The organism is Lysinibacillus contaminans (assembly GCF_001278945.1).
GTDB lineage: Bacteria > Bacillota > Bacilli > Bacillales_A > Planococcaceae > Lysinibacillus > Lysinibacillus contaminans.
This window is the reverse complement of sequence record NZ_LGRV01000003.1, coordinates 1,420,145-1,436,065: the sequence shown is the minus strand read 5'-3', so window position 1 is coordinate 1,436,065 and position 15,921 is coordinate 1,420,145. Positions and strand designations below refer to the sequence as shown.

General features: G+C 35.2%; 19 protein-coding genes. 16 read left to right on the top strand and 3 right to left on the bottom strand.

Annotation, left to right across the window (positions count from 1 at the left end; all coding sequences use genetic code 11):
• Positions 1-623: 623 nt before the first annotated feature.
• From AEA09_RS09205 to AEA09_RS09185, 5 genes are read left to right on the top strand one after another with little or no spacing between them, the layout of a single operon-like run.
• Positions 624-1,388, top strand: coding sequence for a hypothetical protein (locus tag AEA09_RS09205; RefSeq protein ID WP_053583551.1), 765 nt, complete (start codon positions 624-626; stop codon positions 1,386-1,388).
• Positions 1,385-1,741: a GntR family transcriptional regulator gene (locus tag AEA09_RS09200; RefSeq protein ID WP_053583550.1), complete on the top strand. Its 357-nt coding sequence runs from the start codon at positions 1,385-1,387 to the stop codon at positions 1,739-1,741. Before AEA09_RS09205 ends, AEA09_RS09200 begins: the two co-directional genes overlap by 4 nt.
• 10 nt (positions 1,742-1,751) lie before the next feature.
• Positions 1,752-2,453 carry an ATP-binding cassette domain-containing protein gene (locus AEA09_RS09195; protein WP_053583549.1) on the top strand — a complete coding sequence of 234 codons (702 nt, stop codon included), beginning with the start codon at positions 1,752-1,754 and terminating at the stop codon, positions 2,451-2,453.
• Positions 2,454-3,377: an ABC transporter ATP-binding protein gene (locus AEA09_RS09190; RefSeq protein ID WP_053583548.1), complete on the top strand. Its 924-nt coding sequence runs from the start codon at positions 2,454-2,456 to the stop codon at positions 3,375-3,377. It begins immediately after the preceding gene.
• Positions 3,355-4,293 (top strand): ABC transporter permease, encoded by a 939-nt coding sequence (locus tag AEA09_RS09185; protein ID WP_053583547.1) that lies wholly within the window; start codon positions 3,355-3,357, stop codon positions 4,291-4,293. Before AEA09_RS09190 ends, AEA09_RS09185 begins: the two co-directional genes overlap by 23 nt.
• A gap of 171 nt (positions 4,294-4,464) precedes the next feature.
• Here AEA09_RS09185 and AEA09_RS09180 read toward each other — a convergent pair whose 3' ends face one another.
• Entirely contained in the window at positions 4,465-5,232 is a 768-nt protein-coding gene (locus tag AEA09_RS09180; protein ID WP_053583546.1) for a sporulation protein, read from the bottom strand.
• Between the two features lie 113 nt (positions 5,233-5,345).
• Here AEA09_RS09180 and AEA09_RS09175 point away from each other — a divergent pair, with 113 nt between their 5' ends.
• The 10 genes from AEA09_RS09175 to AEA09_RS09130 all read left to right on the top strand — a co-directional run bounded on the left by AEA09_RS09175 (position 5,346) and on the right by AEA09_RS09130 (position 12,769).
• Positions 5,346-6,227 carry a LysR family transcriptional regulator gene (locus tag AEA09_RS09175; protein ID WP_053583545.1) on the top strand — a complete coding sequence of 294 codons (882 nt, stop codon included), beginning with the start codon at positions 5,346-5,348 and terminating at the stop codon, positions 6,225-6,227.
• A 38-nt stretch (positions 6,228-6,265) separates the two neighbouring features.
• Complete coding sequence (locus AEA09_RS09170) at positions 6,266-6,874, top strand: transglutaminase-like domain-containing protein (protein WP_053583544.1); 609 nt, start codon at positions 6,266-6,268, stop codon at positions 6,872-6,874.
• Positions 6,875-7,059: 185 nt separating this feature from the next.
• Complete coding sequence (locus AEA09_RS09165) at positions 7,060-7,458, top strand: hypothetical protein (protein WP_053583543.1); 399 nt, start codon at positions 7,060-7,062, stop codon at positions 7,456-7,458.
• A 451-nt stretch (positions 7,459-7,909) separates the two neighbouring features.
• Positions 7,910-8,341: a hypothetical protein gene (locus tag AEA09_RS09160; protein WP_053583542.1), complete on the top strand. Its 432-nt coding sequence runs from the start codon at positions 7,910-7,912 to the stop codon at positions 8,339-8,341.
• A gap of 221 nt (positions 8,342-8,562) precedes the next feature.
• Complete coding sequence (locus AEA09_RS09155) at positions 8,563-8,964, top strand: hypothetical protein (RefSeq protein ID WP_156312111.1); 402 nt, start codon at positions 8,563-8,565, stop codon at positions 8,962-8,964.
• A 214-nt stretch (positions 8,965-9,178) separates the two neighbouring features.
• Positions 9,179-10,057: a PQQ-binding-like beta-propeller repeat protein gene (locus AEA09_RS09150; RefSeq protein WP_053583540.1), complete on the top strand. Its 879-nt coding sequence runs from the start codon at positions 9,179-9,181 to the stop codon at positions 10,055-10,057.
• Between the two features lie 399 nt (positions 10,058-10,456).
• Positions 10,457-10,909 carry a hypothetical protein gene (locus AEA09_RS09145; protein WP_053583539.1) on the top strand — a complete coding sequence of 151 codons (453 nt, stop codon included), beginning with the start codon at positions 10,457-10,459 and terminating at the stop codon, positions 10,907-10,909.
• A gap of 8 nt (positions 10,910-10,917) precedes the next feature.
• Entirely contained in the window at positions 10,918-11,136 is a 219-nt protein-coding gene (locus AEA09_RS09140; protein ID WP_053583538.1) for a hypothetical protein, read from the top strand.
• A 194-nt stretch (positions 11,137-11,330) separates the two neighbouring features.
• A complete protein-coding gene (locus tag AEA09_RS09135) occupies positions 11,331-11,576 on the top strand; it encodes a hypothetical protein (protein WP_053583537.1) in 246 nt (81 codons plus the stop codon).
• Positions 11,577-12,274: 698 nt separating this feature from the next.
• Positions 12,275-12,769 (top strand): DoxX family protein, encoded by a 495-nt coding sequence (locus tag AEA09_RS09130; protein ID WP_211263240.1) that lies wholly within the window; start codon positions 12,275-12,277, stop codon positions 12,767-12,769.
• A 400-nt stretch (positions 12,770-13,169) separates the two neighbouring features.
• Here the strand turns inward: AEA09_RS09130 and AEA09_RS09125 are convergent, their stop codons facing one another.
• Positions 13,170-13,928 carry a class I SAM-dependent methyltransferase gene (locus AEA09_RS09125; RefSeq protein WP_053583536.1) on the bottom strand — a complete coding sequence of 253 codons (759 nt, stop codon included), beginning with the start codon at positions 13,926-13,928 and terminating at the stop codon, positions 13,170-13,172.
• A gap of 196 nt (positions 13,929-14,124) precedes the next feature.
• Here AEA09_RS09125 and AEA09_RS20460 point away from each other — a divergent pair, with 196 nt between their 5' ends.
• Complete coding sequence (locus tag AEA09_RS20460; RefSeq protein ID WP_281176710.1) at positions 14,125-14,247, top strand: hypothetical protein; 123 nt, start codon at positions 14,125-14,127, stop codon at positions 14,245-14,247.
• Between the two features lie 48 nt (positions 14,248-14,295).
• Here the strand turns inward: AEA09_RS20460 and nhaC are convergent, their stop codons facing one another.
• Positions 14,296-15,678, bottom strand: coding sequence for a Na+/H+ antiporter NhaC (gene nhaC / locus AEA09_RS09120; RefSeq protein ID WP_053583535.1), 1,383 nt, complete (start codon positions 15,676-15,678; stop codon positions 14,296-14,298).
• Between the last annotated feature and the right edge of the window lie 243 nt (positions 15,679-15,921).

The following is a 15,921-nucleotide window of genomic DNA, read 5'->3' as shown; positions in this document are numbered from 1 at the left end:
TCTATTCGGGCGACGTAAAATTGCTAAATCTCCTATAAGATGAAATCTATTGAATAGGAGATTTAGCAGAAGCTTAAAATCAGATGAAGAAGTTCGTTTTACATTGATTTTGTATAACTCGTTTTACAGAGAAACAAAAAAACAGAGTTGACGCTATAGAATGTTGTAGCACCAACTCTGTTTAAAGCTGCAGATCCACTAGATATTGATTGATATTTTTAGATAACCACAATGAATTAACCAAAAGCTTACGATAAATTAAAGTAAAAACAAACAAATCACTCTACAGTCACTAATATCAAATGTTTGGCTCGATAGAATCATAGGCAGACAATTCAGCACTTGTCTAATGGTTTGCGGTGTCTGGAGAACGATGTGGGAGCAATTAAATTACAGATTATCCGACAATGCAATCTGTAATTTAATAAATGAAAAAACAGCTAACTAAGAAGTCTACTCAAGTGGGTAGAACCCTTTTTTTGCCGTGAATGGTGCGCTAGCCTTTGTTTTTTTGAACCTTATTTTAGATTCATTAACTAATAATATAATAAACGCTAATTATTGCCAAATTAAATGTAATAGTGTACTATCTAACTAGTACACTATTACATGAGGTGGTAACATTGAAAAAATTTATAGGTTTATTGAGAAAGGAATGGGTGCTTTATCGATCATGGTGGTTGGTGGCAATAGTTGTTGGGTTGATTTTTATTTATTGTGGTGAGTATTTTTTAGATCAGCGGATTGATATAACCGATCCTCGCTTACTCTTTACAAGCTGGGTTTTGGTGCTGGGTACTTTTTTTGTAGTCATTCAATTTCTAGCAAGTCTTCATAATGGCTTAAAGACGAAAGAGATATGGCTCCATTCAACGAGTTCAATTGCTCAGTTAGTTGGGGTGAAATTCGTTTTTACACTTACTAGTAGCACGGTTTTTATTACTATTTTTTCAGTCATTGGTCTTTTTCCATCACAAGACTTCGATGAGTCATCTTTTCTGCAGCTATCATTTCTGCACTTTATGACCGTTGCAACTTTATTTATTATGCAATGCATGTTGATTCTGATTGTCTTATTATTTTTTGCTCTTAATGTCTATTTGAAAAAACGTTTTGGGCGATTTGCTTTCATCATTTCTATAGGCAGCTTTATTCTTATTATGAAATTATGGACTGAATTTAACGAAAGTAAGGTTTATGAGAACATTTTTTATCACGGAGAAATTTCTACAGAGGTACTATCTAAGTTTCTACCGCAGTCGAATGGTTCATCATACTTCATCATTATGGGATCCTTCTATGTTGTAGAAGGGCTAGCTTTTGTAATAGGCTACTTTCTGCTTTACAAGGTGGGAACAAAGTGGCTTGAGAAGGTGATTTTACGATGACATTAGATTTTTCACGTGATAAGCCAATTTATAGTCAGCTCGTCGATCGTATTTGTGGGGATATTTTAAAAGACAAGTTGTTACTGGGGGACCGACTTCCATCAGTTCGTGAGTACGCGGTAGAGACGGGTGTGAATGTGAATACAGTACAACGTGTGTATAAGGAGCTTGAAGCGATGAATATAACGGAAACGAAACGCGGTCAAGGGACATTTATTACAACGAGTGAAGCACGCATAACCGCACTACGAGAAGAGATGAAAAATCAATTAGCACAAAATTTTTTAACATCGATTGAAGCACTTGGGTTTTCAAAAGAAGAAATGCTTGTCGTTTTACAAAAGAAATCGTGAGGTGATCAAATTGTTGCAGTTATCTAATGTTTCTTTTCATTACTATAAAAAGCATATTTTACAAGATGTTTCATTTTCATTTCCGATTGGGCAAATCATTGGGCTTGTCGGAGAAAATGGTAGTGGGAAATCGACATTATTAAAGACGATGGTAGGGCTATTAAGTCCGAGGAGTGGGGAAGTACTGTTAAACGGGAAGCAAGTCACTCGCCGAAGTGCCGATACCATTGCATACTTGCCAGATACAGATTTATTTTTTGATTTTTATACGGGGGAGCAACTCTTTCAGCACTATGCCTCACAATTTACAGACTTCTCTTATGAAAAAGCCAGTACAATTGCAGCCTATTTGCAAGTTGATAAGCAAGCCAAGCTGAGGCATCTATCAAAAGGGAATCGCGGACGCATGAAAATGGCGGCGACGCTTGGCCGTGAGGTTCCTTACTATATAATGGACGAACCATTTTCGGGGCTTGACCCTATGGTACGTGAATCGCTAATAAAGGGGCTTATTCAATTTACAGATATTGAAACACAAACTATCGTATTATCGACACACGAGTTATATGAAGTTGAACCGATATTAGATCAGATTATTCTATTGAAAAATGGTTCAATTGTTGCACAAGAAGATATGGAAAATGTCCGAGATATAAACAAGCAAGATGCCGTCCAGTGGATGAAAGCGTATTACAAAGAAAGGGTGAAATAAATGAATATACAACCAATTGTCCAACTTCAAAATTTATCGAAAACGATTCGTGGGAAGCAACTAATACAGCAGTTGAATTTAGATTTATACCCTGGGCAAATCACGGGATTTTTAGGACCAAATGGGGCAGGGAAAACGACGACGATTCGTATGATGACCGGATTGATGTATCCAACAGAAGGTAAAGTCATCATTGATGGGCAGTCTTTAAAAGAGCATTATGAGGAGGCGATTAGTAAGGTTGGGGTAATCGTTGAAAATCCTGAAATGTATAAGTATTTGTCAGGCTATAAAAATTTACTGCATTTTGCACGCATGCATAAAAATGTGCCAAAAGAGCGTATTGATGAAGTTGTACAGCAAGTTGGATTAGAAAAACGTATTCATGAAAAAGTATCAACATATTCACTCGGAATGCGTCAACGCCTTGGGTTAGCACAAGCACTTTTGCATCGCCCGAAGTTTTTAATATTAGATGAGCCGACAAATGGACTTGACCCTGCTGGGATTCGTGAGTTTCGTATGTATTTACGAAAAATTGCTGATGAAGAGGGCGTATCAGTTTTCGTTTCTAGCCATATGTTATCTGAAATTGAGCTCATGTGCGACCGAGTAGCTGTCATTCAAAATGGACAATTAATCGACATCCGAGACATACATAATGAAACTACCTCACTTTATTATATCGAAGCAACGCCAAGTGAAGACGTAGCAACACATTTACAAAATTTAGACTACAGCTTTACAGTTGAAAATAATGGCGTTGTTGTCGAAGTGAATAAAGAAAATATCCCAGCATTAATCTCTCAGCTCGTGCAGGATAATATTCAACTATTTGCAGTACAACCACATCAAAAAACGTTAGAAGATCAATTCTTAGAAATGACGGGAGGTGGACAAATTGCTGAAGCTAATTCAAAATGAGTGGATGAAATTGTGGCATAAGAATGGTACTTGGATGATGCTTATCTTCCTAGTACTATTCATTATTGTTCCTGGCGGGATGATGAAATATCAAGAAACAAAGAATGCAGAAAATACTACGTGGCAAGAAGTGGTGCAACAGCAAATGAATTTTTATAAGGATATTCTTGCGAGTGAAGAACTTTCGGAAGCGGATATCAAATCATTCGAAGAGAAAATTGCTATTTTTGAATATCGTTTAGCCAATAATGTGCCGATTCAATTAGAAACAACTGTAGAAGACTTTATGTCTTTTGCAAGTAACTGGATCATGTTAGTGACACTATTTACAGTGATTTTGGCAGCGAGTATTGTATCGAGTGAATTTTCAACAGGAACCATTAAAATGTTGCTGACGCGTCCAATTTCTCGTGCGAAAGTTTTAACATCGAAATTAATAACAGTCTTTTTATTTGGCGTGTTATTACTCATTGTGAACATTGGTGTGAGCGCACTTACAGGATTTGTACTATTTGATGCAACAACTAATGCGGAGTTAGAAATGGTAGATGGTAAAATTGTAGAAAAGGCAGTATGGGGTGATTTAGCGTATTCCTATTTACTAGCATGTGGAGACTTTGTGATGTCTACGTTGTTTGCCTTTTTCATTGGCTCTGTATTCCGCTCAAGTTCACTTGCAATCGGCTTAACAATGTTTTTATCATTCATGGGCCAGATGATTGTGTCGCTTTTAAGTAAATATGAAATTGTCAAATACATTTGGATTACACATTCGAATTTAAAACAGTATGAAACGGGAAATCTCTTAGTGGAGGGGATTACTATGCCATTTTCATTAACGGTACTTGCAATCTACGCAGTTATTTTCACAGTCATTAGTTATATGTCATTTATGAAACGAGATGTCACTGCGTAGTAGGGGGAATTTGGATTTTGCATGGGGGTATGCATGATAGAATCAGTTTTCTGCAAGATAGGGTGCTAAAAGTGCACGATAAAGGACTGATTCTGTATGATATCTTGCAAAGCTATCATAAACAAAGGGTGTCTCAGAAATTCTTCTGGGACACCCTGTTTGTTTTAATTGTTAAAGATGCTTTGAAATAATCTGCTGTAACTTTGCTTGTAAATTCGGTAAGTCTTGTGTAGTGATTGTTGTACGCACAAAGCTTTCATCCATATCCAAAGCTTCTGCGAACAAGCTGCCTAAGCCTTTTACTTTGCGGTCAATTTGCATTAACAGCTCCACTGATTGCTCAGACTGTGAAAGAAAGACAACTTCAAGCTCATCTAAATGGCTACGATAGTTACCTGTCGGCGCAAACTCAAATTCCTGCATAAACGGATAGTGTCCACGGAAACGCCCGGATGCCTGTTCACACTCTGCTTGACGTAAGCGGAAGCCGAGGCCTTTGACTGCATCTAATACGCTAGCTGCCAACTTTGATGGCTTCACTTCGATAAAATCTTTATCTTCTGGGTCTACTGCATTTTTAATATCCAACTCTGTTTGCACCCAAACTTTCGTTTTTCCAGCTGTAATTGGTGTATCCAATGGTAGAGATAATGAGAACGAAAGCACTTTGTTTTCGCCTGCTTCAATTGAAAATGGCTCCGATACTTTCACCTTGTTTACAGCAGCCTTATCCGTATATTTTTTATCGTTCGCTTCACGGATAAATGTTGTGTAAACCGTTAGATAAATCGTATCAATTTGTTGAGCGACATTTCCACCACGCACCTCAATTTCACCGCGCATAATCTCTCCCGCAGTGTACGTAGATTTCTCTAATTTTGTATCGACATTTGCTGCACCAATACCAACACTTGCCAGAACCTTGTTAAAAAGGGACATGTTAAATTCCTCCTGTAATTTTCAGATGGTTATATATACGTATCATAATATAAAAGGTTTCAGCCTGCTAGAAAACTTCGTTATAATAGATGAAAACTAGAAGAGGTATCCAAATGGAAACAGAGTGGTTAAGGACCTTCATCATCGCAGCAAAAACAGAGAACTTTCGTGAGACGGCAGAAAAATACTTTATGATGCAATCGACAGTGACGAAGCATATTCAGCATCTTGAAAAAGAATTACAGACGACGTTGTTCGAGCGCACTAATAAGCAAGTGAAACTCAATAGTGTCGGTGCGCATTTCTTAATACAAGCGGAAAAAATTGTAGAAACCATCGATGAAGCATTAAACAGCACCGCATCTTTTGTAAATGGATTTACCTCGAAATTAACAATTGGCGTAGCACCACAAATTGCTAATTCCACATTGCCAGCGATTATCGAGACATTCCAACACAAAAAGCCAACGATTCAACTATCGATTGAATTGCTAAAATCCAATGAAATCGGTGAAGCCGTATATGCAGGGCAAGTAGATATCGGCTTATCGAAATTGACATCAACACGTGATCTACAGACAGACATTCTTGCACAGGAGCCACTTCAGCTAATAGTGCCGATGTCAAAAATGAATACTGAGGTCATGACATTATTACAGCAAGAGACGATATTAACACATGAATATGCCCCGTATTGGCAGGAGGTACAGCAGATTCTTCAACAATTTCCAAGCTATAAAAGCATGCATCTTAACCAAACAGAGGTTATTAAAAACTTTGTAAAGCAGGGGCTTGGTATAGCATTTTTGCCAAAGAGTGTGATTGATACGGACCGTCAACAACAACTGCTCTTTAGCTGTTCAGTAAAAGAATTTCAGCATATTGTGTCCAATACATACTTCCTAGCGAAATACATGACGGCAGATGGAGAAGCGTTTTTAGAAGTGTGCAAAAATATTTATAGTAATAATAAAACAGCTGTATGTAATATTTAAGTTTGGTATTTTAATCATTTCGAATGGAGGTCAATTCAATGCAATTCGTTATAGAATCAAAAAGTATAGCTGATTATCTGTTAGAAACAGATGAAGTGAATTTTTCACATCCGATTATTCAACATAAGATAGCAGAACTCTTTGAAAATGATTATACGGATATTCAAAAGGTAGAAATAGCTTTTAAATTTGTGCGAGATCAGATTCCCCATTCATGGGATATCCAAAGTGACATTGTGACAAGAACTGCCTCAGAAGTGTTAGAGAAGAAGACCGGTATTTGTTATGCTAAGTCCAATTTATTAGCAGCTTTGCTAAGAGGGGTTGGTATTCCATGTGGTTTTTGTTATCAAAGATTAATGATTTTTGATACACCAGAAAAAGGTTATTCACTACATGCTTTTAATGGGATTTATATTGAATCCATACGTAAATGGATTCGTTTAGATGCGAGAGGAAACAAACCTGGCGTTCAAGCAGAATTTTCTTTAGAAGAAGAAAAATTAGCTTTTTATGTGAACGAAGAGATGAATGAAAAAGATTATCAGACAATTTTTATAAAACCTAATGAAAAGACATTGGAGACCCTAAAAAGTCAGGAGAACGCAATAGAAATGTATAAATATTCTTTACCTGAAACATTGTAGTTGGTGTCTAACTCGGTTTATTGCTTTATACATTTTGACAGATGTTTTTGGATAAGGCTTGCTCAATGTCTAGCAGGTCTTTTTTGTTGTGCAATTATCATAATTGCAAGCATGAAATAAGCATATTTTCATATACAGAAGTGGCTTCTGGTTGTCTATCTTATTAAACTAAAGCGCTCCGTTCGTTGAAGTACAAGAACGCACCCGATTATAGATCTAAAAAATATAATATTGGAAGTAAAATTAATCCTAATAGAAATAGCACTGGAATTGAAGAAACAATTAAAGCAAAAATTCTTAACTTCCCCTTTTGGCTAAAAAATGCAGTTAAAAATGAAGCTATTATTAAAGAAATGACCACAATGTCCCCAATTTCCGAGGTTCCGTTCACTACAATTGGTGAAATAAAAGCAAAAATAATAAACAAAGAAAATAATAACAATGAAATAATGCTCAAATATCTTCTTAACACAATCACTCCACCTCTTCCGACCTTTTCTATAATTGACTATATTTATCAAAAAGGTTTCTTTCTTGTTCTACTAAACTGCGCTGCTAGCACGAGAAGCGATAGCTCTAATTGAACAAACGCACCCATTAGTTTAAGTATATTCCTTCACAAACTTTGTTGATTTCACATAATTAATATGCTTCTTTACAGGAATGCTGCATCGTTAGCTCAATAAAGTCATCTGTCCAAATGTATCTTTTATGTTATTGTAGGGGTCCGGTCAGATTTATGCGTGTTTACAGCGTTAAGTATAAAAAGTTCCCGAACCTCACTTTGGAAAGTATATTGTTTAACGTGTGTTCAACAATTAGGAAACGCAACCTTTTCTTGTGAAATAAGTCAGATTACACAATGAGGTATTGTGAAAGGGAGTGTTCATCTTTTGCTCTGAGCCGTTGCGCTGATAGGTCAAAAGATATTAGTGTTTTCTTTTTACTGTACGTATTAATGATTTTTACTAAAGTCGTTATCGGTCAAACGGAGCAGTTTATTTAAAACAGAAATAAAGGGATATAGGAGGAAAAATGCTACTAAAAAATATTTTAAGTTCTTATAATTTATTATTGTCTTTAGGTGCTTTTTATTTGGGCGTATCAATGTTTTTAGAAAGAGGAGTTTTCGATACATTTCCGCCAGAGTGGCTAGGCGTATTGCCATTTAATAATTGGGCGGGCTTAGCTTTATTTGGAATGATTGTTTTTGGGATCGGAAATGGCATTGCTTCAACTTACGGATTTATAAAGAAAGATAAAAAAATATTTACAATGACCTTCACTATGGGAGCTTTATTTTTCTTTTGCACTGTTATACCAACTATTTTGTTGGGAGAATGGTACTTACCAACATCAGCATTTTTTGTATTTAGCTTAATACAAATATTACTTGGTTTATTTGGTTTCCTCACTATTTATTTGAATTCGTTACTAAAAAATCATTATAGGAAAAATTCATTGTAATTTCATTAAATTATTCCTTACTTCCCTAACAGATGCTTTAGTGAAACAAGGATTTATAAAGTATACAAAATAAACCTAATAAAGGTTCCGAAATCTCGGTTTGGGTGCATTTTTTTATTCAACTAACCAGATTTCTCTGGCTGACCTTATAATACGAACGTCGCAGTTTAGTTGAATAAAGATATTAGAGAAATTATGATAAAACTAATTGATAGAGGGGTGTGAATTCTGTCAAAAAATTAATTTTAGTAACTATATTTTTGGTAGTCCTATTATTGTTTGCATGCCTAGCAAATGAGAATGACCTAATGTTTGTTGGAGAGGGTGGAAATTGGTCCTCCAAAGTAACTGTCAATCAGATTGACGGATACGAAACATATCAAATGCAGATAAACTACAAAGGGCAAAGCATACAGGATATTGAAGCTTTTAGTTACTATGTTGAAACAAAAAATAGCGGAGTAATTGATTTTAGTGCGAATAATGTTTCTTTAAATAAAGAAGCCATATATCAAAAAGATTTACCGATTTCAAATAGTCCATCTACAAGTGGAAAAGATGAATTAGTAATAAAAGTTGAATGGAATGTAAAGAGCGAAGATTTTACGTTAATTAACAAATAATTTTTACTACCGGGTGCTTTACTTCAAGAATAGGTAAAGCCTTTTTCTTATTGAACTAACGCAGCAAATTGTTTGAAGATTATATCTATATATAACTGATAGCATTTTGTTAATTTTTTCATTTTTCTTCCTTATACAAAGATAGTACAATTTTCAGTAAGGCTTATATAAACAAGAAGCGTAATAAGCTATTTTATAAACTTGTGGTGAGAAAATGTATAAAATTAGACATATTAATGTTCCAGTGGAAGGCTCGGATCTATTCGTTACAGCTGAATTCGAAAAGAAAGTTACACTTTGGTCATTGGCTTCCAAAAAGAAACTGTCAGAATTTGATACTATTTTAGATTGTGGTGAGCAAAGAATGGTGTTAATCCCTTTCCCTAGCCCAATTGTAGTTACGGCGGCGTACTACCGTAAAGGTGTTGCTGCTTACGATGGATTAACTGGAGAAAAATTATGGCATCGCAAAGATCTTACAAAAGTACAATTTGTTAATAGATTAATAATAAATGATGAAATAGTTATCGGTTTGGGACGTGACCAAGGTCCTTATACGGTATTAAATTTAAGCGATGGTTCTACTAAGGAGCAGATAAGAGGCGTTAGAAGGATTTTTACAGACAACGAAGGTTCAAAAAGATTAGTTGTAAAAGATTCTCAAGATCAACTTATTGATGTTACTAATAATAAAGTTCTGTTTAAGGATAGAATCAATCCTGTAAGAGTTGAATTCCTAGATGAACAATTTGTAGTTAACACATATAAAAAAATTGCTTGTTACGACTTTGAGGGTCAAATTGTATGGCAATATAACTGTCCTGAAAGGCATATTCTTCATAATTTAAGTAGGGATGTCAAAGAAGATGAGTGGCTGATCATTCTCCGGAATTCCCAAACTGGAGGACCTGTATCCATTTGTAGAATAAACGATTCTGGGGTAATAGTAAGTGAAAAAATTCTGGGTAATGTATTTCTATATGAATTCATAAAGGAAGGTGAAGTTGTGATCACCTCTGATGGTGAGGTGAGAAATACAGATACACTTAGTGTTGAATGGAAGTTCTGTAATAAACTAATACAAAATAGTTAGTAATATCATTTGTATTAGCCGATAGGATGAGAATGATTTTGGCCTAATTTCATTAGTACAAAATGTGAAATGTTACACTTAAACTAACGAGGGCTTTAGTGAAACAGGGATTTATAAAGTATACAAAATAAACCTAATAAACGTTTCCAAATCAAACTTTGGTGACTCTACGAGGAAATCTTTTCAAACTACGCTTTGGCTACGTTTTTACTAATAACAAAAAGTTAAACTTAAAATTGTTTTGTTCAACAAATGGATGCTTTAGTGCAGTAAAAATTTATAAAGCACATAAAATAAATCTAATAAACGTTCCAACTACGATTTTGGTAAGGGTGTAATAATATTTTTGAAAATTTTTATAATTGAATTAGCGTAAGCATAGTAATTAATTATTGCAGGATGGGGATTATTATTTTAGTTTATTATGTAGGATTAGGTATAGGTGTATTATTTATTATAGTTGCATTGATATTTTTAATTGTAATGTATGTAAAAAGAAAAGTGGAGTTTGGACTGACAATTAAAATGCTCGGTGCCTTTCTAATGGGAGCCCTAATTTTATGGATAACCATACCCAGTTTAAAATCTGTAGTTACGAAAGACTTTGAGGTTATTAATGGACAATGTACGATAGAAATAACTAAAGATGGTCGTTACACTGATTGGTCATTTAATATGATTGATACAGGGGAACAATTTTCGTTTATTGAGACGCCTGAACTTGAAGCTTATGGAAAAGCAACCCCTTATTACTGTGAGATTACAGTGACTAGAGACCATATGTGGGAAATAGGTTATAAAATTTACGACTTTAAGACAAGAAAACTTATAGACTCTAATAACGGTGGGTAATAGATTCTTTGAAAAAGAAGAATATTTATACACTTCCAGTTGAAATAACGTTCTCAAATGGAAGTTTTGGCGCACATCAAAAAGCCACAAATGATGGTTTAAATCGACGTTTCGTGCCTTTTTGTATGAACATTGTTCATGCGTTGTTTTATGCGCTTTTGTTAAAAGTCAGTCATAGCAAGGGTTTTGAAGCGTTTGAAGTAATGTTGCACCATCGTCTTAGATGAAAAAGATCATGTATAGAAATTGAAGTCTTATAGTTGTAAATCCGCATAAATCTGACGAGACCCCTATATTAAAAGGATATATTTCTTATTCCATTAACCTGCCACGTTGAAGAACAACAATCTTTTCGAAAACAGCCATAACAAAACAGTAATCATTTTTAAATTTCTATTTAACTCTTTGGATTTTTATGGCGATGGAAGTGAGTTATGAACAAGTACGCTCTATTACGATCTTTTTCTCAGGGTATATAGAAAGTGCAAAACGTGTAGAATTAAGTTTACCAGAAACAAGCTTGTGTAGTAGGGGAGAAGGTAGTTGTTGCGAACCAAAAGATAGGGGTGGTTGGATGATACGTGAATTAAAGGAAACAAATATGGATAAAGTACTTCAGATATACAGTGCAGGATGGGCAACTAAATATGCAACATTTGTAGGTTAACTAGAAGAGAAGTTTGTGAAATATTTGGATTCCTTAAAAAGGAAGGGCTGTGTTTAAACTAAAACACAGTCCTTTTTTTGATGCATGTCTCGAACTGCGAAGAAAGAAGTTGAGGCTGGCCAAGAGTGAGGGTATCCGGGTGAGATGGAATTTTAATTGATTGGGCATTCCAAATTGGAAAGCCTTCGATTGTGTAAATACTTGCAACAGGGATTAGAGAAGAACTGAAAGTCAATACTAGAGGGAGAACTCAAAAAGCCTTATTGGAAAAGCCGTGGCCCAAAAGTATGTTAGTTCGTATAGAATACTGGCCAATTACCTTAAGTGAACTACCGTATACAGATTTATGAGTACGGTGGTGTGAGCTACCCATGCATACTCGATTTTTGTTTTTCTGAAATAATATAAAATTTGATAAGTAATGAAATTATTTCAATTACTGGTAGTAGTAATGGTATCTAAAATACAGTTTCGAAAAGACCTAAGCATCATTTTTTCGTATATTTTTTGCCGAAAGGTGAGAAAAGAAATGATTTTCAACGAGATAAAAAAATGTTTAAAAAAATGTCATATTGATGTGTATAAAAATTGTCGAATAGTATTTCGATATTATTTTCGCTGTAATAGTACAGTATAATACATCTTGCAACATCTTAATTTCTAGATATTAATAATTAAAAATAAGGAGGATTTTTTGTATGATGAATTGGTTACGTACAAATGTGTATGCTTCATATTTGCTTTTATTTTTAAGATTATATATCGGATATCAGTGGGTTACTGTTGCTATTGGCAAAATTACTGGAGGATTCGATTCATCTGGTTATCTAGCAAACATTGTAGCTAATCCAGTAAAGGGAGCTGACGGTGAAGCTATTTATCCGGTTTACAATTACTTTATTGAACATTTCGCTCTACCTAATGCAGATCTCTTTAATGTACTAGTTCCATGGGGTGAGTTATTAATCGGCTTAGGTCTAATTTTTGGTACATTAACTACTGCCGCGGCATTCTTCGGGTTATTAATGAACTTCATGTTTTTCTTTGGCGGTACTGTTTCGACAAACCCATCCTTTATTTTAATTCAATTTATCATTCTTGTTGCGGGTGCAAATGCAGGACGCTTTGGTGGAGACCGTTGGGTACTTCCATGGATTAGAACAAACGTATTCAAGAAAAAAGCAACATCTTAATTTTAACAAAAGGCTTAAATAGCTTATATAAATTAGATATATATGGATAATAGAGCTGTCATGTTGATAGCTCTATTTTTCACACCTTAATTATTATATATTGCTTACGAGTTTGTAATATAAAATAACCCTAAATAGTCTTTTTATGTAAAAATTCATGGCAGAGGACGTAGCTTTGCTATAACAAAAAAAGACAAGTATTAGTGGACTAAATTAGGTCAAGTAATCTATACATTGTAGAATTCAACAAAAAATAAATGTTAATCTGCTTATGGATCTATTAGCTTTTCATTTTGATTATCTGAAGGGGCAATAGGATGACAAACTGATTGGTAGAGGACAAATAGAAAAAAGAAAGGGCTGTATTTTAACAAGCATTGTTAAAACACAGTCCTTCTTCTTATTTATAAGCGACAAATCGTAAACGACAATAATCAGCAATCCATTCATCACCGTTATAATAGGTTGGCTTTAATAGCTCTTCACATTTTGAGTAGATTTGTTCTTTCTCAACATCGGATAAATGCTGCAATATATTATGACTAAACATTTTTAGCCAATTTTTTAAGCCATCTTCGCCTTGAAGCGGTGTTGGACGTTCATATAAATAAATCGTTTCTACAGTGAAACCAGCATTTTCTAATAGTGTTTGATATTCTTCAACAGTTGGAAAATACCATGGGAAATAGTCTTCGATATACGGATAATTTAATGTAGCCATACTTTGTTGTAGTGCCCCTACAATAGAAGCAATATTGCCTTTGCCACCCATTTCTGCGACAAAGCGGCCATTGGATTTTAAAGCATTGTATATGTTGGGGATGACAATGTCTGGTTGCTTCATCCAGTGTAGTGCTGCATTTGAAAAGACAGCATCAAATTCATTGGTAAAATGCATAGCAGTTGCATCCTGTTCATTGAACTCAATCTTGGGATATTTTTGCTGTGCAGTAAGTATCATATCCTGTGAGGCATCAGTTCCATGCACTATGGCACCGCTGGACGCGATTTCATGAGCCAAATCTCCAGTGCCACAGCCTACATCTAAAATCTTTTCATTTTTCTGTGGGGCAAGGATGTCGATTAAACTTTCTCCAAATTTTGAAACAAAGTCGTGCTTTTGATCGTATAAACTAGCATTCCATTTTGTTTTCATCATACCTTCATCTCCTTTGTATGAGCATAACAAAGAGATCTAAAGAACGAAAATGCTGAAAAGTACATGTTTTGATTCCAAATTGGAATATGTTCGAAGGAATTTTCTCTAAACTTAATAAGTAATTAGAATTTTGAAACTTTTTTATAGGTGATTCGTAAATGAAATAGATTATGCAGTATCTAGGAGGAAATTAATTATGAACCAAACACAAAACAAAAGGAATCTAGGGGAAGGGAAAATGATGATTTCTATATTTTTCGGAGCCTCAATAGGAGCGGTTATTGGGCTGGTTGCTTATGTGAATAATTGGTTAGGATAAATATTAAAAATGCCTACATAGGGTTCTTCCCAAATGTAGGCATTTCGTTTATTTCTCAAGTTTTGTTAATGTTTTGCCAGACCATCCAAATGCAATCGTTAAAATCGGTCCGAGTAGACAGAAGAAGGTGAAGGGAAGGTAGGAAGTCGTTGGAATTTCAAGTACACTCGCGATGAAAATCCCACACACACTCCATGGTACAAGTGGATTGATAACTGTTCCTGCATCTTCCATAACACGTGATAAGTTTTTCGGCGCAAGTCCAACTTTTGCAAACTGTGCTTTGAAGGCTTCACCGGTTAGTAAAATTGATAAATATTGTTCACCAATCAGCGTGTTGACACCAATACCAGTGATAGCAGCCCCTGTAATGACAGAGCCAGCACTAGTGAAGAGACTTTCCACTTTGGATAAAAGGCTTTGAATAATGCCAAGAGTGAATAATAGCCCGCCCATTGTTAAGGCTAGTAATACTAATGCAATAGTAAATAACATACTATTCATGCCACCGCGTGTAAGAAGTGCATCTACTTCTGCAATGCCTGTTTCTGATTTATAGCCGTTAAATAACATATCGAATACGCTTGATAAGGCAAGTGGTTCATTCACATAAGCAAGCCCGACACCAACAATCGATACGACAGCCAGGGTAATAAGCGCTGGTGCTTTGTACAATGTCATAATAACAAGAACCACAAGTGGCAGTAATGTATACCAATGTACAAGCCCTGTTGCAAGTAAGCCTTCTTTAAAATGTTCAACAGTTTCAAATGAAGCATCTGTACCCGTTGGAGAGATAATGGCGTATAACACAAAAGAAATCACGAAAGCAGGAATTGTTGTCCAGCCCATGTTTTTAATATGTTCGAATAAATCAACACCAACTGTCGTTGATGCGAGATTCGTAGTATCTGAAAGGGGTGACATTTTATCACCGAAGAATGCACCCGATACGATGGCTCCAGCCGTGATCGCTAATGAAATATCCATTGCACTCGCAATGCCGATAAATGCAACACCAACCGTTGCAACTGTCGTAAGTGAGCTACCGACAGCAATACCAACGATGCTACACACTAAAAAGACAATGGCAAAGAAAAAGCTAGGAGACACAGTTGAAAAACCAAAGTAAACAAGTGTTGGAATCGTACCACCCATCATCCAACTAGATATTAAAATACCGATGAAGAAGAAAATAAAAACAGCGCCAAGTCCAGCGCTTGCCCCAGCAATCATGCCTTCTTCAAGATCTCGAAATGAAACTTTTTTTATAAGACCGTAAGCTATTAATAAAGAAATCACAAGGATAATTGGAATATGGGGTGTGGCATTCAAAACACTGATACTAATCCCCATTGTTATAATGATTAAAATTGTAATAATACATGCCTCAAAAAATCGAGGGTTGCTCTTAGCTGCAATACGAAACATGATGATCCTCCTAAACACTTTTGCGCTTCAATGCGTTGAAGTCTAAAAGTATTATAGCACCTTTAAAATCTATGTCAATAGACTGAAAATTGTGTAAATTAAATAGAGTTTGAGTGTTACTATTTTATATATTGAGAGAACAACAGCTCATCAGGGTATTCTATATTTGGCGTGGTTCAATTTCTTAGGAACGATTACATTTGATACAGGTAACCGTAATATACGAACATTTGAGTTGAAAGA

Bases quoted from the DNA above. Each gene is read 5' to 3' on its own strand.
- AEA09_RS09200 (WP_053583550.1), top strand. From the start codon at position 1,385: ATGACATTAGATTTTTCACGTGATAAGCCAATTTATAGTCAGCTCGTC.
- AEA09_RS09190 (WP_053583548.1), top strand. From the start codon at position 2,454: ATGAATATACAACCAATTGTCCAACTTCAAAATTTATCGAAAACGATT.
- AEA09_RS09180 (WP_053583546.1), bottom strand. From the start codon at position 5,232: ATGTCCCTTTTTAACAAGGTTCTGGCAAGTGTTGGTATTGGTGCAGCA.
- AEA09_RS09175 (WP_053583545.1), top strand. From the start codon at position 5,346: ATGGAAACAGAGTGGTTAAGGACCTTCATCATCGCAGCAAAAACAGAG.
- AEA09_RS09170 (WP_053583544.1), top strand. From the start codon at position 6,266: ATGCAATTCGTTATAGAATCAAAAAGTATAGCTGATTATCTGTTAGAA.
- AEA09_RS09160 (WP_053583542.1), top strand. From the start codon at position 7,910: ATGCTACTAAAAAATATTTTAAGTTCTTATAATTTATTATTGTCTTTA.
- AEA09_RS09150 (WP_053583540.1), top strand. From the start codon at position 9,179: ATGTATAAAATTAGACATATTAATGTTCCAGTGGAAGGCTCGGATCTA.
- AEA09_RS09145 (WP_053583539.1), top strand. From the start codon at position 10,457: ATGGGGATTATTATTTTAGTTTATTATGTAGGATTAGGTATAGGTGTA.
- AEA09_RS09135 (WP_053583537.1), top strand. From the start codon at position 11,331: ATGGAAGTGAGTTATGAACAAGTACGCTCTATTACGATCTTTTTCTCA.
- AEA09_RS09130 (WP_211263240.1), top strand. From the start codon at position 12,275: ATGATGAATTGGTTACGTACAAATGTGTATGCTTCATATTTGCTTTTA.
- AEA09_RS09125 (WP_053583536.1), bottom strand. From the start codon at position 13,928: ATGATGAAAACAAAATGGAATGCTAGTTTATACGATCAAAAGCACGAC.
- AEA09_RS20460 (WP_281176710.1), top strand. From the start codon at position 14,125: ATGAACCAAACACAAAACAAAAGGAATCTAGGGGAAGGGAAAATGATG.
- nhaC (WP_053583535.1), bottom strand. From the start codon at position 15,678: ATGTTTCGTATTGCAGCTAAGAGCAACCCTCGATTTTTTGAGGCATGT.